The sequence below is a fragment of the Corynebacterium tuberculostearicum genome (assembly GCF_022347235.1).
Lineage (GTDB): Bacteria > Actinomycetota > Actinomycetes > Mycobacteriales > Mycobacteriaceae > Corynebacterium > Corynebacterium tuberculostearicum_F.
The window spans coordinates 91,399-115,656 of the sequence record NZ_JAKRDX010000001.1; the positions used below are offsets into that span (position 1 = coordinate 91,399).

Below are 24,258 nucleotides of genomic sequence, written 5' to 3' on the forward strand. Positions count from 1 at the left end.
GCCCTCATCCTACTCCCCGCACCGGAGTTTTACCTGACACAAATAAGGCAAACCCACGGTAAACATGCCTGTTCACCGTGGGTGTGCGCTGGTTTGCACTATAGACGCCGCCTTTTATTTCTAGGCAGTAGCATCCAGCGGGTTCTTGACCCAGCTCATCAAATCGCGCAGCTTGGTGCCGGTCTTTTCAATTTCGTGCTGCGCAAATTCCTCACGCAGACTCTCCAGCTCCTTGTTGCCGCCCTCAATATTGGCCAGCAGGCGCTTGGTGAAGGTGCCATCCTGAATATCGGACAAGATATCCTTCATGCGCTGCTTGGCATCGGCATCAATAACGCGAGGGCCAGAAATGTAGCCGCCAAACTCGGCAGTATCAGATACCGAGTAGTTCATGTTGGCGATGCCGCCCTCAAACATCAGGTCCACGATGAGCTTCATCTCGTGCAGCACCTCAAAGTAGGCCATTTCTGGCTCGTATCCAGCCTCAGTCAGAACCTCGAAGCCGGTGCGAATCAGGAACTCTACGCCACCGCACAGAACAGCCTGCTCACCAAAGAGGTCAGTAACCGTCTCTGCTTCGAAGGTCGTCGGGATAACGCCGGCACGCGCACCACCGATGGCTGCTGCATAAGACAGGGTCAGATCGTGGCCTTCGCCCTTAGGATCCTGTTCGGTAGCAATAAGGCACGGAACACCCTTGCCATCAACGAACTGGCGGCGAACCAGATGACCAGGCCCCTTAGGCGCAACCATGCCAACGGTGACATTGGCTTGCGGTTCAATCAGCTTAAAGTGGATATTCAAGCCGTGCCCAAACAGCAGCGCATTGCCGTCTTCCAAGTTGGGGGCAATTTCATCTTCAAAGATCTGCTTCTGAGAGGTATCTGGTGCCAGCAGCATGATTACGTCTGCCCACTTGGCAGCTTCTGCTACGGTCTTGACCTCAAAGCCGGCTTCCTCGGCCTTTGCCGCCGACTTGGAGCCTTCACGCAGACCAATAACAACCTCGACGCCGGAATCGCGCAGGTTCTGCGAGTGCGCGTGCCCCTGGGAGCCGTAGCCGATAACGGCTACCTTGCGACCCTGAATGATAGACAGATCCGCATCATCGTCGTAGAAGGTTTCAATAGCCATGTTGTAGTCCTCAATTCTGTAGTAATTGTAAGTTCAATGAATTAACGTCCCACCTAGCACTATACCACTGTGCGAGACGGAGTGACCATATAGTGGGATTTAATTTCGCGGGGGCGCCATCGCCTTGGGACCACGCCCCAAGGCCACGTCACCAGACTGCACCAGCTCGAGCACACCGAATGGCTCCAGGACGTCGAGAAGCGCCGCCAGCTTTCCAGGGGTACCGGTAGCCTCCACCACCACTGATTCTTGTGCCACGTCTACCACGCGGGCACGGAAGATATTAACGGCATCGACCACCTGCGGCCGGTTGGCATTATTCGCAGCCACCTTGACCAGCATCAGGGCTCGCGCCACGGTCGAGTCCGCTTCGAGCTCCACCACCTTGATGACCGGCACAATCTTGTTGAGCTGCTTGGTCACCTGTTCCATAATCCTTTCGGAAGCATCGACCACGATGGTCAGCCGGTTAATTCCTGGATTTTCCGTTTGGGCCGAAACCAGCGAAATGATGCTGTATCCACGCCGGGAAAACATGCCGGTCACGCGCGACAAAATTCCCTCTACGTCTTCTACCAAGACCGACAAGGTATGCCGGGAAACGTCACTGGGTGCCATGCCTATCCCTCCTGGATAGTCTCGTCGATATCGGCAGGAGCTTCTGCCGCCGATTCATTTTCATCAAACAGCGGGCGTAAGCCGCGGGCATATTGAAGTTCTTCGTTAGAAGCCCCACCGCCAATCATTGGCCAGACTTGGGCATCTTCACCAACGATGAAGTCAATGACCACCGGGCGGTCATTGATTGCGCGGGCCCGTTCAATGGCCGGCACCACTTCTTCCTCACAGGTGACGCGGATGGCCTCGCATCCCAACGCCTCTGCTAGGCGTACGAAGTCCGGGGTATAGACATCTCGTTCTCGCAGCTTGGTATTGGAGTAGTTCTCATTAAAGAACAGTGTCTGCCACTGACGGACCATGCCGAGGTTGCCGTTATTAATGACGGCAACCTTAAACGGAAAGCCCTCCAATGCCGCGGTGGTGAGCTCCTGGTTGGTCATTTGGAAGCAACCGTCACCGTCAATCGCCCACACCTCCTTATCCGGGCATGCCGCCTTGGCGCCGAGGGCCGCCGGGACGGCATAGCCCATAGTTCCGGCACCACCGGAGTTGATCCAGGAGCGTGGGTGTTCAAAGTCAATGAACTGTGCCGACCACATCTGGTGCTGTCCCACACCGGCACAGTAGATAGCCTCAGGACCTACGGTTTCACTCAGCTTTTCCAACACAAATTGGGGATTGAGCTGCCCATCCGGTGTGGGATCATAGCCACGGGGGAACCGTTCCTTGAGCCCATCGAGGTAATCCCGCCATGGGCCTACTTCCGGAGATTTCACCGCGGAGTTCTTGCGGTACTCCTTTAAGAGACCTGCCAACACGTTGCGGGCATCACCCACGATCGGCACGGCAACGTCGCGGATTTTCCCGATTTCAGCCGGGTCAATATCAGCATGAATTACCTCGGCCTCAGGGGCAAAAGTGGAGGTATCGCCGGTTACCCGATCGTCAAATCGCGCGCCGATAGTAATCAGCAGGTCAGCTCGCTGCATGGCCGCAACTGCTGGGACGGTGCCATGCATGCCCGGCATGCCCATGTGCAGCGGATGAGATTCTGGAAAGGAACCTAAGGCCATGAGCGTAGTCACGACAGGGATTCCGGAAAATTCCGCAAACTCGCGCAGCTCCTCGGCCGCCTCCGCCTTAATGACACCGCCACCGGCATAGATGACCGGCTTTTCTGCCTGTGCAATGAGCTCAACCGCTTGCGTGATTTGGCGATGGTGCGGCTTGGTCGTCGGTTTATATCCAGGCAGATCAAACGTAGCCGGGAAGGAATATTCCAATTCACCGTTTTGCACGTCCTTCGGAATATCCACCAAGACCGGCCCCGGACGGCCCGTAGCAGCCAGATGGAATGCGGCCGCAATGGCAGCTGGAATCTGACTCGGTTCCGTCACGATGTAATTGTGCTTGGTAATCGGCATCGTCACGCCGCGGATATCGGCCTCTTGGAAGGCATCGGTTCCCAAGAGGTTGCTGCCCACCTGGCCGGTGATGGCGACGATGGGAACGGAGTCCAGGTTGGCGTCGGCAAGCGCTGTCACCAAGTTGGTCGCACCCGGCCCGGAGGTGGCAATGCATACGCCTACCTTGCCGGAAGCTTGGGCGTAGCCTTCGGCTGCATGGCCGGCACCCTGTTCATGGCGGGTGAGCACATGGCGCAGCTTGGTCGAGGTGTGCAGGGCATCGTAGAGAGGAAGCACGGCACCGCCTGGAATGCCGAAGACGAGATCGGTTCCCAAGTCTTCGAGAGTGCGGACAATGGCGTGGGCACCACTCATCCGCTCCGGAGCGTGGGCGCGTGAGGCCGCAGCCACCGAAGCGGGCGTGGGCGAAGTTGTCGTAGCCACGGTTAATATGCTCCTTGGATTGGTCTATTACAGGTCCTGATCATCATCGGCACCGGCCCCAGATATGAACAAAGCCCCCGCGGGCTTTTCTGTCTGCGGGGGCGAGAAGCGTCGACGTCATGCGGCGTCGCGGTCACCACCGCGTTGGTACTACCTGAAGTCGAATAATGATCATGGGCATGACTATACATTGATAGGTATTTCGCTCGTGCCGATTACCCCCTTTTGGGATCACATTCCCACCTGGTGGGACACGCCTGAAAAATAGGTTCGCCCTTGCCGGCCTTAGTGAATTAGGCTTGCACACTATGACTCCACCACCTAAGGACAACAAACCTCGTCAGTCCACCACCCAGGCAGAGGTCTTCAAGCCATCCCGTGACCACATCTTGGGCATCCTCATCCTGTCCGCCATTGCTCTGCTGAGCATCGGATGGGCCCCCAAATACCTCGCATGGCTGTTCATTATCCCCATCCTCGGATTGTGGTGGGTCATAAAATCCCGCACCAAAGTCTCCGAATCTGGAATCGCTATCTCTTACGCATTCCGGAAAAATATCCAGATCGCATGGGACGATTTTGCCGGAATCGGCTTCCAACGCGCCCGCGCCTTCGCCCGCACCAAGGCCGGCGCGGAGCACAGCCTGCCCGGCGTTACCTTTAACTCGCTCCCGCGACTTTCGGAGGCCTCCCGCGGCCGCATCCCTGACGCCCTTACCCAGGGCCGTGAAGCGGCAGATAACAAGGTGGTCATTGTCCACCGTGACGGCCAACAAGTCCTCCTCAGCAAGGAAGAGTATGAGGACTACCTTGAGCGCCACCCCGAGCTCAAGCCTTCGGCCGAAAACTAAATACGCCGCCTACGCTCTCCCCCACATCCCTTGAAGGAATGGTGACTGAAAACCATGTTCCCGCTGCGCTCAAAAGTAACTACCGTCGGCCGCCAAGCCTCTGGTGCCCGCGCCCTTTGGCGGGCCACCGGCACCAAGGAAAATGACTTTGGCAAACCGATTGTCGCCATCGCCAACTCCTACACCCAATTCGTCCCCGGCCACGTACACCTCAAAAACGTTGGCGATATCGTCGCCGACGCCGTGCGCGAGGCCGGAGGCGTACCCAAGGAATTCAATACCATCGCCGTCGATGATGGCATCGCCATGGGCCATAGCGGCATGCTCTACTCGCTGCCTTCGCGCGAAATCATCTCCGATTCCATCGAGTACATGGCCAATGCCCACACTGCCGACGCCCTGGTGTGCATCTCCAACTGCGATAAAATCACCCCGGGCATGCTCAATGCGGCGCTGCGCCTGAACATTCCCACCATCTTCGTCTCGGGTGGACCGATGGAGGCCGGCAAAGCCGTCGTGGTTGATGGCGTTGCCCACGCCCCCACCGACCTCATCACCGCCATCACCGCCTCCGCCAATGACGCCGTATCTGATGAAGGCTTGACCCAGGTGGAGGAATCCGCCTGCCCCACCTGTGGCTCCTGTTCTGGCATGTTTACCGCCAATTCCATGAACTGCCTGACCGAGGCACTCGGCTTGGCACTGCCCGGCAACGGCACCACCCTGGCTACCCACACGGCCCGCCGCAGCCTGTTTGAAAAGGCCGGCTCCACCATCGTCGACATGTGCCGCCGCTATTACGGCGAAGAGGACGAATCCGTTCTCCCCCGCAATATCGCCACCAAGGAAGCCTTCACCAACGCCATGGCGCTAGACATGGCCATGGGCGGATCCACCAACACCATCCTGCACACGCTCGCAGCCGCACAAGAGGGCGAGGTGGATTTCACCCTCGATGACATCAATGACATCTCCTACCGCGTGCCTTGCCTGTCCAAGGTCGCACCCAATGGCACCTACCACATTGAGGATGTCCACCGCGCCGGTGGCATCCCCGCCATCTTGGGAGAGCTTCGCCGCGCCGGGCACCTGAACCTGAAGGTGCATACGGCGCTCTATGACAACGCCGAGCACTGGCTCGATGACTGGGATATCCGCAACCCCCACGCCACCGATGAGGCCCGCGAACTGTACTACGCCGCGCCGGGCGGTGTGCGCACTACCGAACCATTCTCCCAATCCAACCGCTGGGATGAGCTCGATACCGATGCCGCCAATGGCTGCATCCACGACGCCGATCACGCCTTTTCTTCCGACGGCGGCCTAGTTGTCCTCCGCGGAAACCTGGCTCCAGACGGGGCCATCGTCAAGGCAGCGGGCGTAGAAGAAGAGCTGTGGACCTTCTCCGGGCCTGCCCGTGTGGTCGAATCCCAGGAGGAGGCCGTATCGATAATCCTGAACAAGGAAGTTCAGCCTGGCGACGTGGTGGTCATTCGCTATGAAGGCCCATCCGGCGGTCCTGGCATGCAAGAAATGCTCCACCCCACCTCCTTCCTCAGGGGCGCCGGTTTGGGCAAAGCATGCGCCTTGATTACCGACGGCCGCTTTTCCGGCGGCACCTCCGGCCTTTCCATCGGCCACATCTCCCCCGAGGCGGCCCACCAGGGCCTTATCGGGCTCATCGAAAACGGCGACACCATCACCATCGACATCCACGAGCGCCAACTCACCCTCGATGTGGACGAGGACGTGCTGGAGCGCCGCCGAGCCGCCCAAGAACAGCGCGAACAACCGTGGACTCCGGTGAACCGCAACCGCCCCATCACCAAGGCACTGCGCGCGTATGCAGCCATGGCCACCTCTGCCGATCGCGGCGCGGTGCGTGTGGTCGATGGCCGTGTAAATTAGCCAGGATTAACTGCTAAATCCCTGTGAGCCTCGGTGGGGTGCGCACCCGTTTACCTGCAGATCGCATAAAGTGTACTGCGATGAAACTCGCGCGCACCCCATTTTTCCGTTATGCCTTAGCTCTGCTGGGCCTCATTTTTGGCGCCTGCAAGATTATTCAAGACACCCGCATCACGGACTTTCCCATTGACATGGTGGTCTACCGCGAGGGCGTCAAGGCCTTTCTTGAGCACCGATCCGTCTATAGCGAGCCCATGCTGGCCGGGGATATTGAACTTCCCTTTATTTATCCGCCCTTTGGCGCGCTCGTCATGGTTCCTCTCACGGCCTTTGACAGCATTGACCACGATATGGCAGGCGACATCGTGGTCGTCCTGTCTGACCTTCTCGTGCTCCTATGCCTCTACTTTGTATTCAAGGCAGTCCTGAAAAAGCCAGAGTTCCTCCTGCCCGTCACCGCCATTACTTGGGCCATTGCCTTGCGCTTCGAACCAGTTGACCTCAACAATGGTTTTGCGCAGATCAATATCGTGGTGATGGCGCTGGTTATCCTCGACCTCGTTCCGCGCAAGCGCTTCTTGCCCCAAGGTATCTTGATTGGCTTGGCCGCCGCAATCAAAATTACCCCACTGGCTATGTTGCTGTATTTCCTCGTGCGCAAGGAGTGGAAGCAGATTGCCACAGCGCTCCTTTCCGCTGTTGCGGCCACCCTCCTTGCCGCAGCCTTCCGCTGGGACGCGTTCGTGGAGTTCTTCAGCTCTAAATTGCTCGATATGGGCTCTGGCGGCGACTTCGGCGTCGCAACCGAGTACCAGTCCAATAGTTCCATCAAGGGAGCCATTCAGCGCATGTATTCCTCTACGGAGGCCATGGACGCCAATGGACTGACCATCAACCTTGCGTGGCTCGCAGCTTCCCTAGTGGTTATTGCCTGTGCTGCGTGGCTTATCAAGCGACTGTGCGAGGAGCATCTGCTTGTCGACGCCCAATTGGTCACTGCCCTCACCCTCCTCCTTATCTCCCCTGTTTCCTGGTCGCACCACTGGGTCTGGCTCACGCTCATCATCCCGGTCTTTGTCTACCGCGCCTGGACCTGGCTGCCATCTGGATGGGCCGCGGGCAGCCTGCTGACCGTCCTCGTCGCCTGGGCAGGCATGCTGCTGACCGTCCCGCCCAAGTGGTGGTGGGGCGATCAAGTCGATGTCCACGCCATGGAGCGCTACCAAAAGTTTTGGGTAGATGACTTCGTCTGGTTAACCATACTGTCCGTCGCGCTTTACACGGCCGCGCTATACGCCGCCCGGCGCAACCAAACTGCGCGCACCGCTACTCCTGCCCCGCTAGCGTCTTAAGTGCCGAAAGGTGCGAATCGAATGCCGTTTTACCTTTGGCCGTGAGCATCACCCACACCGTGTCCTTGCCACGCGAGGATCCGTACTCGCGAAAGCGGCTGATATAACCCTCTTTTTCCAAGGCGCTCAATTGCTTAGAAAGCGTGGCATCGGATTGATTCACCTTGTCCCGGATCGCCGCGAAGCGCATCTCCTTATTAATGGCGCCTTCCACTGCCCCGGCAGCATTAAGTACCGCACAAATCTTAAACCGATTGAGCGGGTGAATTACTGGATCAAGCTCACTCATCACCACTCGCCTGCTTGTCGTTTCCTTGGTCACGCGTGGACAGATCCATCGCCCCTGAGTTGAGGACCCAAAATACAGCACAACCCCACAGCGTAAAAACGATGGCCGCAATTACCAAGTGCCCTTCGAGAAAGGTTTGGAAAAATACCGGAGCAAAAAACGCTATAGAACTGGTGTAGAACTTTTTATCTGGCTTCGGCTGGTTGAAAGGATCTTGCCTATAGCTCGGGCGCACATCGCTCTGATGGGTACCAACCCACAAAAGCACTGCCATCCAGGCAACGAAGAAGCCGACAAACACCCACGGAGAAATATCCTTTCCCCACTGGCTAATGATGAAATAGCCCCCTGCAAGCACCACTGCTGCCAGAGCATTGAGCGCGGTTTTTCGCCACCCCCTAGGCTTCCTTTGTATTTCCCTGTTGAACGCCAGGGCCTCGTGCACACTGTCATCCATATTCGTCGCCTCCTTTCACCCTCGACCCTGCGTTGTTTTCCACTTTAGAAAGTATCATACTTTCCCTCCCGGAAAGCAAGAGGTAAAAGAAAATCCGCCGCGATTGCGACGGATAATCTTTTGGAGATTAATTCAGTGGATTAACTCCCGCGCCAAAGAACCAGAGCGCTACGAGAATGGCTACGCCGATAAGCACAAAGACCCACGAAGTGCCCAGCGGGCGGCGCGCCCACGAGCGTTTGAAGTCCAAGGAGATGAAGCCCGGGCCGGTAAACTGCAGGCCCACAGCGATAACGAAGAGGACCAAAGAAAGCCAGACGGAATCTGGCCAGCTAAAGACGTCCAAACCGGCATCGGTCTGCGCTAGCTCGTGGACAGCGCTAAAGCCGGTCACTACCAAGCCCAGCATGGCAGCCAGAGGCGTAATGAGTCCCAGCAACAGGAATACACCAGCGATAAGCTGCATGGTCGGAACCGCAATCGACAGCGCGGTATCCCAAGCATAGTTCGCAAAATCACCCTCTAGACCGGACAAGCCCTGGCTATCGCCGAGCTCGAAGAAGGTTTTTGCACCGGCAGTGATTAGGTAGGCGCTCAGTGCGATGCGAATGAATAGCAGACCAAAGTCGATAGTGCCGCGGCGACCGTAGCGGTGGTAGCCTTCTTTTTCCTCCTGCTCCGCCTGCAGGCGGCCCTCGCGCTCCTCTGCGGTTTCTGTGCTGAGGGTGCTGTCCACAGGGGTGCCGGCAGTAGCAAGTGCCGTCTCCTGCTCTACGCTGGCCGACGTGGTGGACTCCGGTTGTGCGAAGGCTACGGTCTCCTCGCCGGCGTCACTGTCCTGACGTGCGGCTTCATTAGCACTGGAATAGGTCAGTACCTCGGTTTCCGGGTGGTCCTGCTGCGCTTGGGAAGGCTTGATCTCCTGCGGCTCAGCGCGGCCGGCGCGCTCGAAAAGACCGGGCTTCGACTTTCCCGGGCCGGAGACAGAATCCTTACTAGCGGGCTTCGCGTTGTAGGTAGGCACGTCCATATCCTCATCAAACGGGGTGGCTTTATCCGGTTGCTGCTTATCGCTCATAGCTCCAACTTAGGGCACGTGCCTGCACTTTTGTGGTACCCACCGCGGCGCGCCGCGCGAGCACGCGTACTACGTCGCCACTAGATCGGTCGCAGCCTCGATAACCGAACGCGTAAGTTCACCCAAAACCTCTGACTCCAAGCGCCAACGCTGCCAATATAGGTCGATATCGAGCGGGGAGCCGTCGAGAAGCACCAGCTCTTTCGCCTCCAAAAGCGGCAGTGCCTGGGCTTGGGGCAGCAATCCCCACCCTAGGCCGACGCGAACCGCCTCGAGGTAGCCCTCGGAAGAGGGAATCTGTGACACCCGGGCACGCACCACGGCCGAATCAATGAAACGCTCGCGCATCGCATCATCCAATACCTGATCGTTCGGCCCGTACCCCACCAAGGGCATGGTTTCCCAGCTCAGCCGACCGCTATGGAAACCTTCTGCAATATGCGGTGCCGCGACTGGAAAGTATCGCATGGTGCCCAAAAAGCTCGACTCGCAGCCCGAAACCGGCGTGGCTTCCCTCGTTACTGCGCCCAGCACATCGCCACGCCGCAACATTGCCAGGGTGCGCGCCTCATCCTCAATCCGGATGCGCAAGGCGACGTCGCCCCGCCGCGCGGTATCGCTAAGAACCCTCCTAAACCACGTCGCCAAAGAATCTGAATTTACGGCGACCGATAGCGGAACTCGGGCTAAGCGCTGGCCTAGGCGGGCGTCCGTTTCTGCCTGCACCAAAGCCATGCGGCGCGCGGACTGCACAAGGATCTCCCCTGCCTCCGTGGCGGTTACTGGGGTGGCACGACGAAGGAGTACTCGTCCAGTGCTCGACTCCAAGGCTTTGATTCGCTGACTCACCGCAGACGGCGATATACCGAGCACGGCCGCGGCAACGTCGAAGCTTCCTTCGTCCACGATTGCAAGCAAGGTTTCTAGGTGCACCGGGTTCATGAAGCTATTCTAAACCAACTGAAGAATCATTAACTGGACTAATCCAGCCTAAGAATTCACACTAGAAAGCATGTCCATCGTGCTTGCTGGTTTCTTTCTGGGATTATCGCTTATCGTGGCCGTCGGCCCGCAAAATGCCATGCTGCTCAAATTCGGCATCCGCCGTGATCACATCGGTTTAATCATTGCCGTCTGCGCGCTGTCCGACGTCATCCTGATTACCGCCGGCACGGCCGGTGTGGGCTACTTGGTAGAAAAATTCCCCACCGCCCTGCAGGTTCTGAAATATGTTGGCGCCGCTTACCTGGCGTATTTCACCTTTACCTGCTTCCGCGATGCACTAAAGACCAAAGGCGAGGCCATCGAGGTCGAATCCACCCAGCCGAACACCCCTCAAGAAGTCGCCACCTTCGATGGTTCTACATCCCGCAGCACAACAAAGACTAAAACTCGGGTGGAGATAAAGCGCTCCCCTTCCTGGGTTAAGCCGTTATTGACCGCCCTGGCCTTAACGTGGCTTAACCCAGGCGCCTACGTGGACGTGGTGGTCATGCTCGGCAGCATTGCCAACCAATACGGCGAGTCAGGGCGCTGGCTGTTCGCTGTGGGTGCTATCTGCGCCAGCTTCACCTGGTTCCCATTCATCGGCTTTGGGGCCGCGCGCTTTTCCCATGTGTTGTCCCGCCCCACGGTATGGCGCTGGATCAACTTGGGCATCGGCGTCATCATGATTGGCCTAACGCTCAAGTTGCTCCTGCTCTAGAGAACGAGCGCCACCGCGCCTAGTCGCCGCGAACGCGCGACGCAGTGGCGCCTGCCCAGCGGTTGATGCCGGCGTCATGGGCGGCGTCGTCAATCGCAGCCAGCTCGTCTGCGCTGAAGTCAAGCTTGTCCAGCGCGCCCAGGTTGTGCTCGAGCTGCTCCACCGAGGAAGCGCCTAACAGCGCCGAGGTAAGCGTGCGATCACCCTGATCACGCAGCACCCACGAGATGGCCATCTGGGCCAGCGACTGGCCGCGCTTGCCTGCAATATCGTTGAGCGAACGGATCATGGAAAGGTTTTCCTCATTGAGCCATTCCTTTTCCAGGGTCTTGTTCTTCGCCGCACGCGAATCTGCGGGGATGCCGTCGATATAGCGGTCCGTCAGCATGCCCTGTGCTAGTGGACCAAAGCCGATGACACCCAGGCCAGTGCGCGCCGTAACATCAAGCAGCGACTCGCCGTCTTCGCCCGGGCGCTCAATCCAGCGGTTCAAAATGGAATAGCTGGGCTGATGAATCAGCAGCGGGCAGCCTTCATCTTCCATAAACTCCACGGCCTCCGCGGTGAGCTCCGGACCATAGGAAGAAATGCCCACATAGAGGGCTTTGCCGGAAGCTACGATATCGCGCAGCGCGTACAAGGTCTCCTCCAGCGGGGTATCCGGGTCCGGACGGTGGTGGTAGAAGATGTCCACATAATCTAAGCCCATGCGCTTCAGGGAAGCGTCCAAGGAGCTCACCAAGTACTTGCGGGAGCCACCAAAGCCGTAGGGCGAATCATTCATCACCCAGCCGGCCTTGGAGGAAATGATCATTTCATCGCGGAAGGGACGAAAATCACGGGCGAAGATGCGACCGAAGTTGTCCTCGGCGGCACCTGGTTCAGGGCCATAGTTATTGGCCAAATCGAAATGAGTAATCCCCCGGTCATACGCCGCGCGCAGGATGTCGCGCTGCGTGGCCAGGGGACGGTCGTCACCGAAGTTCTGCCATAGGCCAAGGGAAATGGCCGGCAGCTTCAGCCCAGAGTTGCCTACTCGGCGGTACTCCATCGAATCATAACGGTCAGATGCGGGTGCATAGATACTCATAGCACCCCATTGTCCGCTTAATTCTTGGAATTGTCAGCCTTTGGTAGCTCCTCATCTTCCTCAGGGTCGCCGGATGCGCCGGTTTCTTCGACCCACTTTTCAATTTCTTCCGGGGTGCGGTCAGTTTCTACCGCATCACGCTCGGTGTAGTAAGAGTGGTCGTGGCGGTTTTCTTCGTACTTTTCCTTGTCAAAGTCCACGTCGTCGTCACCATCGAGCTCTTCGGTGACTTCCTCCACCAGCTCATCGTAGAGGGCCTCATTGTCCATATTGGAGTCCTCGATGTGCTGGCCAATCTCATCGTCGTAGCGCTCGGCGTCGTAGTCCTTGTCTGGGTGCAGCTTCAGGTGCATGAGGGCACGTACGCGCTCACGGCGCACGGCCTCATCCTGGATCTGAGACTGGCTGCGGAACCAAGCAAAGACCAAGATGGCCACCATCAGAATGCCCATGTAGCCGATGACTGGGTAGATGTAGTTCATCAGGGTCTTAAAGCCGGCGAAGGACACGGCAAAACCGGCCAAGCAGCCAACGATAAAGATAACCGGGAAGCGCTTCTCATGGCCGGCAGATAGGCGCTTGCCCAGCGCGTAGAACATGCCGATAGCGGTATTAAAGATCATCATGTAAATGATGACCGCCATGATGGCACCCAGCGTCGGGTTAACGTCATCTACCAAGGACAGCATCGGAATATCGGAGCCTTGCGCTTTGTCCGAGTTCATCAGCAAGGAGAATCCGGCAAGGCCCATCATGATGGAGTAGATGATGCCGCCTACAACGCCGCCCCAACCGGCCTCGCGCGGACTGATATTGTCGCCGCCGATAACCAGGGACATGGATACGGCGAGCATCAGGGCAAGGCCGTTGTAGTTGAGTGCTGAAATGAGCCAGTTACCAATCGGGGTGTCAATCTGGCTGGAGGCGTCCATAGCAGCGCCGATGTCATCCGGCATATTGAGGCCGGTGTAGATGGCCACGCCGATGACCGCAATGATGATGGTCGGCGTTACGGCACCAATAACCTTGGATACCTTGTCCACGTCGAGCATGCCGACAATCAAAACCAAGACCAGCATGAGCGTGGAGCCGATCCAAGTCTTCCAGCCAAATTGCTGCTCCATATTGGAACCCGCGCCGGCCAACATCACAAAGCCAATAGCAAAGAGGGTGATGATGACCGCGATGTCCAGCAATTTGGAGACGATCGGGTGGGTGACATTGCGAAAAACGGTGTTGTGCTCAGAAGCGTGGAAGTAACTGCCCAGCTGCAAGAACACGGTACCGGCAAGGGTCATGATGAGTGCGGCGATAATGATGCCGGGAATACCCCAGGAACCAAAGGCAGTGAAGTACTGCACCACCTCTTGGCCCGTGGCAAAGCCGGCGCCCACCAACAAGCCCACGAAGGACATGGCAATGGCGATAATGTTTTTAGAAGACACGGTTGCCTAACTTTTTGTAGCGAATATCTCTCGCATACTGGTGCGCGCGGCCCCTTGTCCCCCACTCCCCAGCACTTGGGTCCCACAACACCGGTATGCGTTCCTTAAGGAATGGTACGTAAGTGACCCGTTAAACACCTACTGACACATACCGATGTTGTGATAAATCACATTTGGTGATTAGGCGAAATCAACCTAACGCTTTAGTCATCGAAGGTCGCGGTGTCAATCACGAAGCGGAACTTTACATCGCCTGCCACCACGCGCTCATAGGCGTCATCAACATCGTTAACGCCGATCTTTTCAATGACGGCGCCGATACCGTGCTCGGCACAGAAGTCCAGCATCTCCTGGGTCTCTGCAATGCCGCCGATGTTATTACCCGTAAGCACCTTGCCGCCGCCAACGAGGCTACTCATATGAATCCCCAGCTCCTCCGGCGGAAGTCCCACAACGGACATGATGCCGCGCGGCTTGAGCAACTGCAGGTAGTCATTGAGGGAGTACTGGGCAGAAATGGTGGACAAGATGACGTCGAATTCGCCACGGTGGTTGGCAAAGAAGTCTTCGTCCTCACCGGTGGCCAGAATGTGCTTCGCACCCAGCTCATAGGCTTCCTTTTCCTTGCGCAGGGAGCGGGAAATTACGGTTACTTCCGCGCCCTTTGCCGCAGCGATCTGCACACCCATGTGGCCCAAGCCGCCTAGGCCTACTACGGCAACCTTATCGCCTTCCTTGACCTGCCAGCGAGCCAGCGGCGAATAGGTGGTGATTCCGGCGCACAGCAGCGGGGCTGCGACATCAAAGTCGATACCCTCCGGAATGGTGCACACAAAGTTTTCGTTGACGACTACCTTCTGGGCGTAGCCGCCTTGGGTAATGGTGCCATCTACGTCTTCGGAGTTATAGGTGCCCACATTGCCATTCAGGCAGTTCTGCTCCTGTCCGTTGCGACACTGTTCGCACTCGCCACAGGAGTTGACCAGGCAGCCAACGCCAACGCGGTCGCCGACTTTAAACTTCGTGACCTTATCGCCCACGGCTTCCACGACGCCGGCAATCTCGTGGCCCACCGTCAGCGGGAAGTGGGCTTGACCCCATTCGTTGCGGATGGTGTGAATATCGGAGTGGCAGATGCCCGCAGCCTTGATATCAATGACCACGTCGCCTTCGCGCGGATCGCGGCGCTCAATTTCTACGACCTTGAATGGAGCTTCAGGGCTTTCCTTTTGCAATACTTTGCTCTTAATTGTCATGCCCACGACCCTACGCTTAACCCCACTGACCTCGCCTAACGAAAATTATCACCAGTTCCGGCAGGGAAGGAAAACCAAAAAGCCAGCCACGTCCCTTCGGTTGAAGAGGGATAAACGCGGCTGGCTATGTGGGGGTCTTAGTTCAGCTTCTCTGCGATGAGCTTATTGACCTGGCCCGGATCGGCCTTGCCCTGGGTGGCCTTCATGACCGCACCCACGATGGCACCGGTGACCTTCTTATTGCCGGCACGGTACTTTTCCACGATGTCCGGGTTGGCGGCCAGCGCGTCATCTACGGCCTTCTCGATGGCGCCGTCATCGCGCACGACCTCCAAGCCGCGCTTTTCGACGACCTCGTCGACGTCACCCTCGCCCGCCAACACACCATCAACGGCCTTGCGTGCGAGCTTGGTGGTCAGCTTGCCCTCATTGACGAGCGCGATAACGCGCGCCACGTGCTGCGGGGTAATGGACAGACCAGCAAGATCGGTCTCCTGCTCGTTGGCCTTGCCGGCCAGGTAGGAAACCCACCAGGAGCGCGCCTCGTCCGGCTTCGCGCCGGCCTCAACGGTATCCACGATGAGGTCGAGGGCGCCGGCGTTGACCAAGTCGCGCATCTCCTCATCCTTGATGCCCCACTCTTCCTGGATGCGCGCACGGCGAACCCATGGCAGCTCCGGAAGGGTCTGGCGCAGCTCTTCTACCCACTCGCGCGGTGCGATGACCGGCGGCAGGTCCGGATCGTTGAAGTAACGGTAGTCCTCCGCCGTCTCCTTTGGACGACCCTTGGCGGTGGTGCCGTCGGTCTCTTGATAGTGGCGGGTTTCCTGATCAATGGTGCCGCCATCTTCGAGCACCTGCGCCTGGCGCTGCATTTCGAAGCGAACCGCCTGCTCCACGGAACGCAGGGAGTTAATGTTCTTGGTCTCGGTGCGGGTACCAAACTCTTCCTGGCCCACCGGGCGCAGGGATAGGTTGGAGTCCACACGCATGGAGCCTTGATCCATGCGGGCGTCGGAAACGCCCAAGGCTGCAACGAGCTCACGCAGCGCGGAAACGTAGGCCTTAGCCACCTCGGGCGCGCGCTCACCGGCGCCAATGATCGGCTTGGTAACGATCTCAATGAGAGGAATGCCCGCACGGTTACAATCCACCAGGGATGCCGTGGCGCCGTGAATACGGCCGTCTGCACCACCGAGGTGGGTCAGCTTGCCGGTGTCTTCCTCCATGTGGGCACGCTCGATTTCCACGCGCCACTCGGTGCCGTCTTCCAGTACAACGTCCAGGTAGCCGTCATAGGCAATCGGCTCGTCGTACTGGGAAATCTGATAGTTCTTCGGCTGGTCCGGGTAAAAGTAATTCTTGCGGGCAAAGCGGGAGGACTCCGCAATGGAGCAATTAAGCGCCAGGCCAATCTTGATGGCGCCCTCCACGCCCTTGGAGTTAACTACCGGCAGCGCACCGGGCAGACCCAGGGAGACCGGGTCAACGTTGGAATTAGGCGCTGCGTTGAAGTTCGTAGGAGAGGTAGAAAACATCTTGGTTTCCGTATCCAGCTCTACGTGGACTTCCATGCCCATTACCGGTTCGAACTTTTCTAGGACCTCATCGAAGTCCATCAGGTCATACATCGCAGCAGTCATGCGTGCCATCTTAATACGTCCATGCGCCCGCGCGCTCACGCCCCTAAGCTGAATATTATGACTACACCACATAGCGTTGATGCCGCGCTTATCGATGCCCCATTGATCAACATCGCAGTCTTCCGCACTGCCCCTACCCCTGAGGAGGTAAGCGAACGCCTGACCACCACTTTTGGCGATCGCCTGGGAGATATCATGCCGGGCAAGAATCCGGGAAGCATCATGGTCGAGCTTGATGATTCCTTCCTATTGCACTACCAAGCCGTCGATACCCCTCCCACTCGCGATAGCTATGGCCTCCACCCCATTTTGAGCGCGGATTCCCGCGGCCTCGATTCCGCCACCGCACAAATCCTCGTATCCGTGCTTCCCCAAGAGACCGAAGATGATCGCGCGAAGCAATTCCGCGAGGCCCGCCGCGAACACCTTGAACTGCTCTCCAAGGCCACCGCGGTGGTAGCCGAGCACCCCGACTGCCTGATAGTCCACAACCCCCGCGGAAACGTATCCATTGCGCCGAATACTTTCCTCGAGGCCGTTCGGGATAACCTTGCTCCAATGCACATCGCTCCGGTGTGGCTTACCCAAAAAGAAAACAAGATCTTGGGTTATACCGTTGGGCTGGTCCAAGCCGGACACCCCGAAATCCAGGCGGCCACCGAATCCATGGATCCCACCGATCTGTATTACAAGCTGGCCAATATCGCAGACCACGTGCTCCAAGGCGCCACCGTCAAAGACGGCGACACCCTATCTTTCGAGCAAGGCCAGCCACCCCTGACCGTGCAGAAAGAACCCTGGTTTGTAGACGAATCCTATCCTGCGGTCACGATTAATTTATAGCGGGTTCCCGGTCCTACTTCCGGGAATCCGAATAGCGGCAGATGGCTGCCAGCACCGCACCAGAGAGGTTGTGCCACACCGAAAAGACGGCACCTGGCAGGGCGGCCAATGGGTTCATATAGGTCGATGCCAGGGAGGTGGCCAAGCCAGAATTTTGCATGCCCACCTCGACGGCCATGGTGCGCCGCGCGGTAACCGGCTGCTTGGTCAGCATTCCGGCCAGGTAGCCCAAGCCGTAGCCGCAGGCGTTATGGATTACCACTGCGGCAAAGACGAGTACGCCTGCGGTAGCGATGGTGTCGTGCGCTCCGCCGACCACGATGCACACAATGGCCGAAATGGCCGCAACCGAGATCCACGGCAATGCCGCGTTAATCTTTGTCACCACGCGCGGAACCAGCATGCCGATGAGAATGCCGGCGACTACTGGAATGAGCACGACCTTCACAATGGACCACGCCATGGCGGAGACGGAGACCGGCATGTACTCCCCTGCCAGCCACAAGGTCAGCAATGGGGTAAGGACCGGCGCCAACAGGGTGGAAATGGACGTCATGGTCACCGACAGAGCCACATCACCGCGTGCAAGATAAGACACCACATTGGAACTCGTACCGCCGGGCGCGCATCCTACAAGGATAACGCCGGCAGCTACAGCATCGGGAAGATCCATCACCGCGACTACCAGCAGCGCCACCAGCGGCATAATGACAAACTGCGCTACCACTCCGATGAGAACGGGCAGCGGACGGCGTGCCACCAAGGCAAAATCCACCGGCTTGAGGGTTAGGCCCATACCGAACATGACAATTCCCAGCAGCGGGGTGACCTGCGGGGCGAAGGAAGCTGCGGTCTCTGGCGCGAGGTATCCCACCACGCCACCGATAATCACGAGCACGGGAAAGCCTAGCGCTGCAATAAGTGCTTGACGGTCTTGTGCTGAGGAGGGCGCAGCGTTCGCCTCCACCCGATTATCTGTCATACTATCGATACTCATAGGCAAAAGAATACGCTCCCACCCAGTGGGAGCGCTATCTTAATATTCGGAACGCGGAATGCCTCTAGCCAAAGAGCGCCTGGGCGTTGCGATAACGCGATTCCGGCACCGTCTTGAGCGTACCCACTGCTTCTTCCAGCGGGACGAGGTCAATATCCTCACCATGGAGGGCAACACACATGCCGGACTTGCCCTCGTGGATGGCGCGCGCTGCGTGCACGCCGTAGCGAGTAGCAAGCACGCGGTCATAAGCCGTCGGCGTACCGCCGCGCTGAATGTGCCCCAGCACGGTCGTACGCACGTCATACCCGGTGCGTGCCTTGATTTCATCGCCGATTACCTGGCCGATGCCATTGAAAGTCTGGTGCCCAAACTGATCGACGCCGCCGGCCTCAAAGTCCATAGTCCCCTCCTTCGGGAGGGCGCCTTCTGCCACGCAGATAATGCCGTACTTCTCGCCCATCTGGAAGCGGCGTTCCATCGCCTTCGTAATCTCCGCAATATCGAAGGGCTCTTCCGGTACCACGGTGTAGTGCGCACCACCGGCCATGCCGGCATGCAGGGCAATCCATCCCACGTGGCGGCCCATAACCTCCACGATCAGGATGCGGTTATGGGACTCCGCGGTGGTGTGCAGACGGTCGATAGCATCGGTGGCCACAGAAACGGCGGTATCGAAACCAAAGGTGTAGTCGGTGGCGTTAACGTCATTATCAATGGTCTTCGGCACGCCCACTACCGGCACGCTGTTATCAGAAAGCCACTTTGCGCCCTTGAGGGTACCTTCACCACCGATGGCGACAAGGGCATCCACCCCGGCATCCGCCATGTTGGACTTAATCTGGTCAAGGCCGGCCTTGAACTTATCCGGATGCAGGCGGCCGGTGCCCAGGATGGTGCCGCCGCGCAACAGAATACGGTCGATTTCCGCATCGTCATAAAGATCGCGGCGGCGGTCTTCCATCAGGCCCACCCAGCCGTCTTCATAACCTACAACGGTATCTCCAAATTCATTGGATGCGGTACGCACTACCGCACGGATTACAGCATTGAGGCCGGGGCAATCGCCGCCGGACGTTAAAACACCTAGACGCATATCTACCAATCTAGCGCGCGATTTTTAGGCCTGCAGAGTGAAGTGTCCCAGGTTTTGTTCCGTTTGAGTAGATGGGAAAATTTGGAACGTGCCAAGGAAATTTGACCAGGATGCGAAGGACCGTGTGGTCCGTCTTGTGGAAGACCGCATCTTGGCGGAAAATATGTCGATGCAAGCCGCGTGCCAGGCAGTAGCTCCAAAGCTGGGGGTTTCATGGCACACGGCCCGTCAATGGACTCAGCAGGCCCGCCGTGCGGGAAACATTCCAGAACCTGTGCCTGAAGATTTGGCTGCCGAGAACGCGAGGCTACGTCGTGAAAATCAAGAGCTACGCGACACTAACGAGCTGCTGAAGGCTGCCTCAGCTTTTTTCGCGTCGGAACTCGACCCAAAACGTCGGAAATGATCCGATTCATCGATGAATACCGGAATCGTTTCTCTGTCGAGTTCATCTGTAAGACGTTGAAGGATAACCGGGCTGGTGGGTTCATCACCTCGCGTGGGTATCGCCAGTCCAAGGCCCGTGGGTTAAGTGCTCGTCGCCTTCGTGATGCTGTGCTGGTCGACCGCATTAGTGCTGTTCATCGGGATAATTACGGCGTCTACGGCGTGCGGAAAATGTGGCATGCTCTCCGCCGTGACGGAATTGATATCGGTCGTGAACAAACTGCTCGGTTGATGCGCTTGGCCGGTGCTTCTGGCAAAGGCAAAGGCAGATCACCTCTCACAACCCGTAAGGCTAATGTGCCTGATCTGCGCCCGGACTTGGTCGAGCGTGAGTTCAAAGCTCAGGGCCCGAATAAACTGTGGGTGGCCGACATTACGTATGTGCGCACGAAGAAAGGCTTTGTGTACGCCGCGTTTGTCACCGACGTTTACTCTCGACGGATCGTTGGGTGGGCGTTATCAGACTCGATGCGGACGGAAGCACTGCCGCTGCAGGCTCTCAACCAGGCGATCGTGTGTGCTGAGGAAACAACAGGTCTCATTCACCATTCAGATCACGGCTCACAGTATGTCAGCGTTGTCTACAACCAGCGACTTGCCCAGCACGGGATTGCCGCTTCCACCGGAACGGTCGGGGATTCTTATGACAATGCTCTGGCAGAAAATGTTAATGGTTCCTACAAGAACGAGCTGATCCATGCTCGCAGGTGGGATGATGTTGTCGAGGTAGAAATCGCGACGTTCGAGTGGGTGTCATGGTGGAACGAGACTAGGCTCCACCAAAGCTTGGACTACCGAACCCCGGTCGAGGTCGAAACCGAATTTTGGAAGCAGAACCCGCCACAGGAAATAATAGAAATCAAGGCAAACGCCTAGGAACAAAACCCGGGGCACTTCAGGTGATGATGGTGCTGAAGCACATCCCGCGCCCGATCTTCAAGATGCTGCCTATTTAAGGTCTGGAGGGGACCAAGGCCCGAATAGCAGGGCTTTGGTCTCAACCCACAGCTGCAGTTCCAATTGGGATAACCGTGGAGCAATACGATTGCAGCAGCTCATCATCGTGACTGACTAGAACTATGCCCATTCCCTCGCTGTTGAGTTCTTGCAGAACGCTCATCACTTTGGTCGCTGCTTGATAATCAAGCGCCGAGGTAATTTCATCGCAGAGCAGGAGCTTTGGGCGCACGGCTAGAGCACGTGCGATTGCAACACGCTGCCTCTGCCCTCCAGAGAGTCCACTTGGCTTACGCTGTGCGAGCTGCTTATCGATACCGACTTTATCGAGTAAATCTATTGCCGCTCGGCGTGCGTCACGGCGTCCCCTTACCGACACCCGGACTGCACGCTCTACGGCATCGAGCGCGGTCATTTTCGGGTTCAACGTAGAGGCAGGATCCTGCGGAACTATCTGCATCATCAAACGATTCTTCCGTGGCCATGTACGCTTAGCTTCACGAGTTACACCAGCACATTCAATCTCACCCGACTCTGCGTGGTTTAGCCCGATTAGGCACCGAAGTAGTGTCGACTTTCCGCTTCCCGACGGTCCCTTGACCCCAACCATAGTGCCACGCTGTACAGCGAAAGAGAGGCCCTGAAAAAGAGTCACGCGTTCATTATTCACGCAGCTCAGGTTGGAAACTCTTAAGACTGGAGACGCGCCCGCCCCTGCCCCCGCCCCCGGCATAGATTCACCAATCGAGGCTTTGGAGAGTTCTGTGACCTGGATGCCTTTCGTTACTGAACGCGGGCTGTGGCCAGAAGTCGTCTCTACACTCTGGCGTTCCACGCGCTGGGTGATCGAATCGCTTTTTTCCGTTCCATTCCCGACAGCCACGACCGAGTCAATGCAAATCGCAAGCTTAGGAACCTGGTGGGCGGTGAAAATGACCGTAACGCCACTATCCGCGAGGCCTCTTAGCAGATGAGCGATTACCGTCGAAGTATCGGAGTCAAGGCCGGCGAAGGGCTCATCAAGAGCGATGGCTTCAGGCGAACGCGATAGTGCCCGAGCCAGTGCCACCCGTCGCTGCTGTCCACCAGAAAGCTGGTGAATACGTCGGGAAGCAATGCTGGCTGGAAGATCTACACGCTGCAGCAACGCTGCAACGTCGGCCGCTGGAGCTAGCTCCCGGAGCATCCGGGCTACTGACATCAATGGTGGCAACTCGGCGCCCGGATCCTGTCCTACGAAAGCAATGTGCTCACGGCGAAAATGAGCTAATTCACATGATGAAAGCTCCAGCGGGTTTACATCTCGCCACTCACTGGACTCGACAGAAACCTCACCAATTACTTCCGATCTCTCCGGTACCGCACCAATCAATGCCTTTAAAAGTGAGGTCTTCCCGGAGCCGCTCACCCCAGTTAAAACCGTAATTTCACCCGCTCGGGCAGTGAGCACTGTGCGGGGTAGGATAACGTGCCCGCTTTGCATCACGGAAATATCTACATCAATCACGAGCTCGGCACATCCTTCGGTTCCTTCTGCCTCCCATTAATCAGGGCCACTACAGCAATCGATGTCGCTGCCAACGCGGCGGCTGGTGCAAGTACTGACCAGGGGTTCAGTGATATTCCACTCGCGTTATCCCGCACCATCGCTGACCATGCAAACTCACCGAGGCTTCTCCCGACCCCAAGGAAGCTCGCCGTAGCCAGCACATACAGCGCTTCGATAATGCGAAGACTCCATACCGAACGAAGTACTGCGGAAATATTGGGAATGATGTCCCGCAAGATTATCGAGACGGTCGATACGCCACTGCCCAGCGCAGCCTGAACATAACCAGCGTTAGCAACGGGATAGGTGGCGGTGGCGACCACACGGGCAGCATAAGGCGTACCCACCACAACCGAAACACCAATAAGCGCTGGTAGCCCACCATTGGGATACAAGACTGCGGTTAAAAGCAAAAGAATTACTGCGGGCACCAAGATGGTGACATCCGCCACTGCTTCAATAAAGAAGCCCAGTTTTGGCTTTAGCGACCCCAAGATACCGAATAGAGCGCCAAATGCCGTGGTCAAAGAACCGACGATAATTGCAGTTACGACCAAGGACCGGCCACCGACAAGCACTGCAGCGCCCACGCTTCTCCCCAGGTGTTCTGTTCCTAGGAAACCCTCCTCGTTACCGTTAGCGAAGGGCACGCCATGCGCCGACAGTTCAATGCCAAACAAACCAGCAGCGACCGGTCCGCCTAACACTAGGGCGATAAAGGCCCCCGCTAAAAACCTTCGAATCATAGTTGCACCTTCGGGGTGAATGCGACTTTTATTGCATCTGCCACAGTCAGCAACACCAATATGATCGCCCCTGTTACAGCAAGTACGGCAAGAATCACCGAGATATCCCGTTGCGCGACTGCATTAGACACCAAAAGCCCCACTCCAGGATGGTTAAATAACGCTTCGACTGTGACTGTCCCTGCTACCAAAACACCTGCTGTTGTAGCCATTGAAGTAGCAAATGTCGGTGCGGATAGCGGCAGGATATGTCGAAGTGCCAGCTGATTTCCCACGATTCCGTTTAGCTCAGCATTGCGGACCGCAGTGTTGTGAGAAGCATCCTCGAACGCTGCGAAAAGCATTCTCGAATTCCAGGCCGCCTGAGGAATTACCAGCGCCATAACCGGTAATGCGTACATACTTATCTGGGTTGGCAAGCCTTCCGCGGTGATAGTGACCGCGGGAAACCAACCAAGCCAGAGAGAGAATACCGCTACCAGAAACACACCAACGACAAACTCTGGTAGCGCAATTAATGCCACTGTCGATCGGTCAATAATGTGCGAAATCCAGGGTTTTTCAGCACGTGAAGCCCAAAAAATGGCGATTGCTACCGAAAGAACAGCAGTGACTAAAAATGCCATACCAGTTGTTGCCAGCGTCACAGGCAGCGCTGAACTCAGCAGATTAATAATCGGTACTCCGTTTACGGAAGTACCAAAGTCGCCCGCAAACGCACTTCCCAGCCAGCTCAGGAAGCGGGCCATAAGCGGCTTATCAAGATTCAGGTTTCTTTCTAGCGCTGCCAGAGCTTCCGGGGTCCGGTTTGCGCCCAAGATTGCGGAGGCAGCATTACCGGGCAGCCAATCAATCGCTACAAAAACAAGTCCGAGAACTGCGAAAAGTAAGCCTCCACGAATTATCAGCCGAGGAATAAGCCAACGCGCGATTTCCGCTGGCAC

At 57.4% G+C, this 24,258-nt stretch carries 22 protein-coding genes and 1 pseudogene; 6 read left to right on the forward strand and 17 right to left on the reverse strand.

Annotated features, from left to right (window positions below; all coding sequences use genetic code 11):
* Nucleotides 1-120: 120 nt before the first annotated feature.
* The 3 genes from ilvC to MHK09_RS00435 form a co-directional block, all read right to left on the reverse strand.
* Nucleotides 121-1,134, reverse strand: coding sequence for a ketol-acid reductoisomerase (gene ilvC / locus MHK09_RS00425; RefSeq protein ID WP_250409195.1), 1,014 nt, complete (start codon nt 1,132-1,134; stop codon nt 121-123).
* A gap of 99 nt (nt 1,135-1,233) precedes the next feature.
* Nucleotides 1,234-1,752, reverse strand: coding sequence for an acetolactate synthase small subunit (gene ilvN / locus MHK09_RS00430; RefSeq protein WP_005327728.1), 519 nt, complete (start codon nt 1,750-1,752; stop codon nt 1,234-1,236).
* Between the two features lie 2 nt (nt 1,753-1,754).
* Nucleotides 1,755-3,605: an acetolactate synthase large subunit gene (locus tag MHK09_RS00435; RefSeq protein WP_250412301.1), complete on the reverse strand. Its 1,851-nt coding sequence runs from the start codon at nt 3,603-3,605 to the stop codon at nt 1,755-1,757.
* Between the two features lie 308 nt (nt 3,606-3,913).
* Between MHK09_RS00435 and MHK09_RS00440 the strand changes: the two genes are divergently transcribed.
* The 3 genes from MHK09_RS00440 (at nt 3,914) to MHK09_RS00450 (ending at nt 7,716) form a co-directional block, all read left to right on the forward strand.
* On the forward strand, nt 3,914-4,456 hold the full coding sequence (locus MHK09_RS00440; RefSeq protein WP_250412302.1) for a PH domain-containing protein: 543 nt from the start codon (nt 3,914-3,916) through the stop codon (nt 4,454-4,456).
* A 54-nt stretch (nt 4,457-4,510) separates the two neighbouring features.
* Nucleotides 4,511-6,364, forward strand: coding sequence for a dihydroxy-acid dehydratase (gene ilvD, locus MHK09_RS00445; protein WP_250412303.1), 1,854 nt, complete (start codon nt 4,511-4,513; stop codon nt 6,362-6,364).
* A gap of 80 nt (nt 6,365-6,444) precedes the next feature.
* Nucleotides 6,445-7,716, forward strand: coding sequence for a glycosyltransferase family 87 protein (locus MHK09_RS00450; protein WP_250412304.1), 1,272 nt, complete (start codon nt 6,445-6,447; stop codon nt 7,714-7,716).
* On the opposite strand, the gene MHK09_RS00455 is transcribed toward MHK09_RS00450, so the two are convergent.
* From MHK09_RS00455 to MHK09_RS00470, 4 genes are all read right to left on the reverse strand, one after another.
* Nucleotides 7,691-8,005 carry a transcriptional regulator gene (locus tag MHK09_RS00455; protein ID WP_239208423.1) on the reverse strand — a complete coding sequence of 105 codons (315 nt, stop codon included), beginning with the start codon at nt 8,003-8,005 and terminating at the stop codon, nt 7,691-7,693. The two genes, MHK09_RS00450 and MHK09_RS00455, sit on opposite strands and share 26 nt — an antisense overlap.
* Nucleotides 7,998-8,462 (reverse strand): hypothetical protein, encoded by a 465-nt coding sequence (locus MHK09_RS00460; RefSeq protein WP_250412305.1) that lies wholly within the window; start codon nt 8,460-8,462, stop codon nt 7,998-8,000. Before MHK09_RS00460 ends, MHK09_RS00455 begins: the two co-directional genes overlap by 8 nt.
* Nucleotides 8,463-8,589: 127 nt before the next feature.
* Nucleotides 8,590-9,540, reverse strand: coding sequence for a DoxX family protein (locus MHK09_RS00465; protein WP_250412306.1), 951 nt, complete (start codon nt 9,538-9,540; stop codon nt 8,590-8,592).
* Between the two features lie 69 nt (nt 9,541-9,609).
* On the reverse strand, nt 9,610-10,482 hold the full coding sequence (locus MHK09_RS00470) for a LysR family transcriptional regulator ArgP (RefSeq protein ID WP_250412308.1): 873 nt from the start codon (nt 10,480-10,482) through the stop codon (nt 9,610-9,612).
* A 70-nt stretch (nt 10,483-10,552) separates the two neighbouring features.
* Between MHK09_RS00470 and MHK09_RS00475 the strand changes: the two genes are divergently transcribed.
* Nucleotides 10,553-11,245 carry a LysE/ArgO family amino acid transporter gene (locus tag MHK09_RS00475; RefSeq protein WP_250412310.1) on the forward strand — a complete coding sequence of 231 codons (693 nt, stop codon included), beginning with the start codon at nt 10,553-10,555 and terminating at the stop codon, nt 11,243-11,245.
* Between the two features lie 19 nt (nt 11,246-11,264).
* Here the strand turns inward: MHK09_RS00475 and MHK09_RS00480 are convergent, their stop codons facing one another.
* From MHK09_RS00480 to gatB, 4 genes are all read right to left on the reverse strand, one after another.
* Nucleotides 11,265-12,335: an aldo/keto reductase gene (locus MHK09_RS00480; RefSeq protein ID WP_250412312.1), complete on the reverse strand. Its 1,071-nt coding sequence runs from the start codon at nt 12,333-12,335 to the stop codon at nt 11,265-11,267.
* Between the two features lie 17 nt (nt 12,336-12,352).
* Nucleotides 12,353-13,780, reverse strand: a complete 1,428-nt coding sequence (locus MHK09_RS00485) for a YkvI family membrane protein (protein ID WP_250412313.1) — start codon at nt 13,778-13,780, stop codon at nt 12,353-12,355.
* Nucleotides 13,781-13,983: 203 nt separating this feature from the next.
* On the reverse strand, nt 13,984-15,036 hold the full coding sequence (locus MHK09_RS00490; RefSeq protein ID WP_250412315.1) for an NAD(P)-dependent alcohol dehydrogenase: 1,053 nt from the start codon (nt 15,034-15,036) through the stop codon (nt 13,984-13,986).
* Between the two features lie 137 nt (nt 15,037-15,173).
* Nucleotides 15,174-16,679, reverse strand: coding sequence for an Asp-tRNA(Asn)/Glu-tRNA(Gln) amidotransferase subunit GatB (gatB, locus tag MHK09_RS00495; RefSeq protein ID WP_250412317.1), 1,506 nt, complete (start codon nt 16,677-16,679; stop codon nt 15,174-15,176).
* 57 nt (nt 16,680-16,736) lie between these two features.
* Between gatB and MHK09_RS00500 the strand changes: the two genes are divergently transcribed.
* The gene (locus MHK09_RS00500; protein WP_250412319.1) at nt 16,737-17,522 is read left to right on the forward strand and encodes a DUF4261 domain-containing protein; all 786 of its coding nucleotides are present in this window, start codon (nt 16,737-16,739) and stop codon (nt 17,520-17,522) included.
* Between the two features lie 13 nt (nt 17,523-17,535).
* On the opposite strand, the gene MHK09_RS00505 is transcribed toward MHK09_RS00500, so the two are convergent.
* Entirely contained in the window at nt 17,536-18,504 is a 969-nt protein-coding gene (locus MHK09_RS00505; RefSeq protein ID WP_436232092.1) for a bile acid:sodium symporter family protein, read from the reverse strand.
* Nucleotides 18,505-18,583: 79 nt separating this feature from the next.
* On the reverse strand, nt 18,584-19,615 hold the full coding sequence (locus tag MHK09_RS00510; protein ID WP_250412322.1) for an ATP-dependent 6-phosphofructokinase: 1,032 nt from the start codon (nt 19,613-19,615) through the stop codon (nt 18,584-18,586).
* Nucleotides 19,616-19,703: 88 nt separating this feature from the next.
* Between MHK09_RS00510 and MHK09_RS00515 the strand changes: the two genes are divergently transcribed.
* Nucleotides 19,704-20,938 (forward strand): IS3 family transposase gene (locus MHK09_RS00515; RefSeq protein ID WP_250412324.1). Its coding sequence is split into 2 segments (ribosomal slippage): nt 19,704-19,992 and nt 19,992-20,938, totalling 1,236 coding nucleotides; the frame shifts between segments, so codons are not numbered across the junction.
* 121 nt (nt 20,939-21,059) lie between these two features.
* Here MHK09_RS00515 and MHK09_RS11845 read toward each other — a convergent pair.
* From MHK09_RS11845 to MHK09_RS00535, 4 genes and pseudogenes are all read right to left on the reverse strand, one after another.
* Nucleotides 21,060-21,752 carry an ABC transporter ATP-binding protein gene (locus MHK09_RS11845; RefSeq protein WP_436232093.1) on the reverse strand — a complete coding sequence of 231 codons (693 nt, stop codon included), beginning with the start codon at nt 21,750-21,752 and terminating at the stop codon, nt 21,060-21,062.
* Nucleotides 21,753-22,015: 263 nt separating this feature from the next.
* Nucleotides 22,016-22,502 (reverse strand): annotated as a pseudogene (locus tag MHK09_RS11850) (ATP-binding cassette domain-containing protein); the annotation flags it as partial.
* A gap of 20 nt (nt 22,503-22,522) precedes the next feature.
* Nucleotides 22,523-23,314, reverse strand: coding sequence for an ABC transporter permease subunit (locus MHK09_RS00530; protein WP_035010177.1), 792 nt, complete (start codon nt 23,312-23,314; stop codon nt 22,523-22,525).
* A complete protein-coding gene (locus MHK09_RS00535) occupies nt 23,311-24,258 on the reverse strand; it encodes an ABC transporter permease (protein WP_035010180.1) in 948 nt (315 codons plus the stop codon). Before MHK09_RS00535 ends, MHK09_RS00530 begins: the two co-directional genes overlap by 4 nt.

Coding starts and splice junctions, on each gene's coding strand:
- MHK09_RS00475 (WP_250412310.1), top strand. CDS start 10,553: ATGTCCATCGTGCTTGCTGGTTTCTTTCTGGGATTATCGCTTATCGTG.
- ilvN (WP_005327728.1), bottom strand. CDS start 1,752: ATGGCACCCAGTGACGTTTCCCGGCATACCTTGTCGGTCTTGGTAGAA.
- MHK09_RS00450 (WP_250412304.1), top strand. CDS start 6,445: ATGAAACTCGCGCGCACCCCATTTTTCCGTTATGCCTTAGCTCTGCTG.
- MHK09_RS00455 (WP_239208423.1), bottom strand. CDS start 8,005: ATGAGTGAGCTTGATCCAGTAATTCACCCGCTCAATCGGTTTAAGATT.
- ilvD (WP_250412303.1), top strand. CDS start 4,511: ATGTTCCCGCTGCGCTCAAAAGTAACTACCGTCGGCCGCCAAGCCTCT.
- ilvC (WP_250409195.1), bottom strand. CDS start 1,134: ATGGCTATTGAAACCTTCTACGACGATGATGCGGATCTGTCTATCATT.
- MHK09_RS00460 (WP_250412305.1), bottom strand. CDS start 8,462: ATGGATGACAGTGTGCACGAGGCCCTGGCGTTCAACAGGGAAATACAA.
- MHK09_RS00440 (WP_250412302.1), top strand. CDS start 3,914: ATGACTCCACCACCTAAGGACAACAAACCTCGTCAGTCCACCACCCAG.
- MHK09_RS00500 (WP_250412319.1), top strand. CDS start 16,737: ATGACTACACCACATAGCGTTGATGCCGCGCTTATCGATGCCCCATTG.
- MHK09_RS00510 (WP_250412322.1), bottom strand. CDS start 19,615: ATGCGTCTAGGTGTTTTAACGTCCGGCGGCGATTGCCCCGGCCTCAAT.
- MHK09_RS00480 (WP_250412312.1), bottom strand. CDS start 12,335: ATGAGTATCTATGCACCCGCATCTGACCGTTATGATTCGATGGAGTAC.
- MHK09_RS11845 (WP_436232093.1), bottom strand. CDS start 21,752: ATGCCGGGGGCGGGGGCAGGGGCGGGCGCGTCTCCAGTCTTAAGAGTT.
- MHK09_RS00470 (WP_250412308.1), bottom strand. CDS start 10,482: ATGAACCCGGTGCACCTAGAAACCTTGCTTGCAATCGTGGACGAAGGA.
- MHK09_RS00465 (WP_250412306.1), bottom strand. CDS start 9,540: ATGAGCGATAAGCAGCAACCGGATAAAGCCACCCCGTTTGATGAGGAT.
- MHK09_RS00490 (WP_250412315.1), bottom strand. CDS start 15,036: ATGACAATTAAGAGCAAAGTATTGCAAAAGGAAAGCCCTGAAGCTCCA.
- MHK09_RS00505 (WP_436232092.1), bottom strand. CDS start 18,504: ATGACAGATAATCGGGTGGAGGCGAACGCTGCGCCCTCCTCAGCACAA.
- MHK09_RS00530 (WP_035010177.1), bottom strand. CDS start 23,314: ATGATTCGAAGGTTTTTAGCGGGGGCCTTTATCGCCCTAGTGTTAGGC.
- gatB (WP_250412317.1), bottom strand. CDS start 16,679: ATGACTGCTGCGATGTATGACCTGATGGACTTCGATGAGGTCCTAGAA.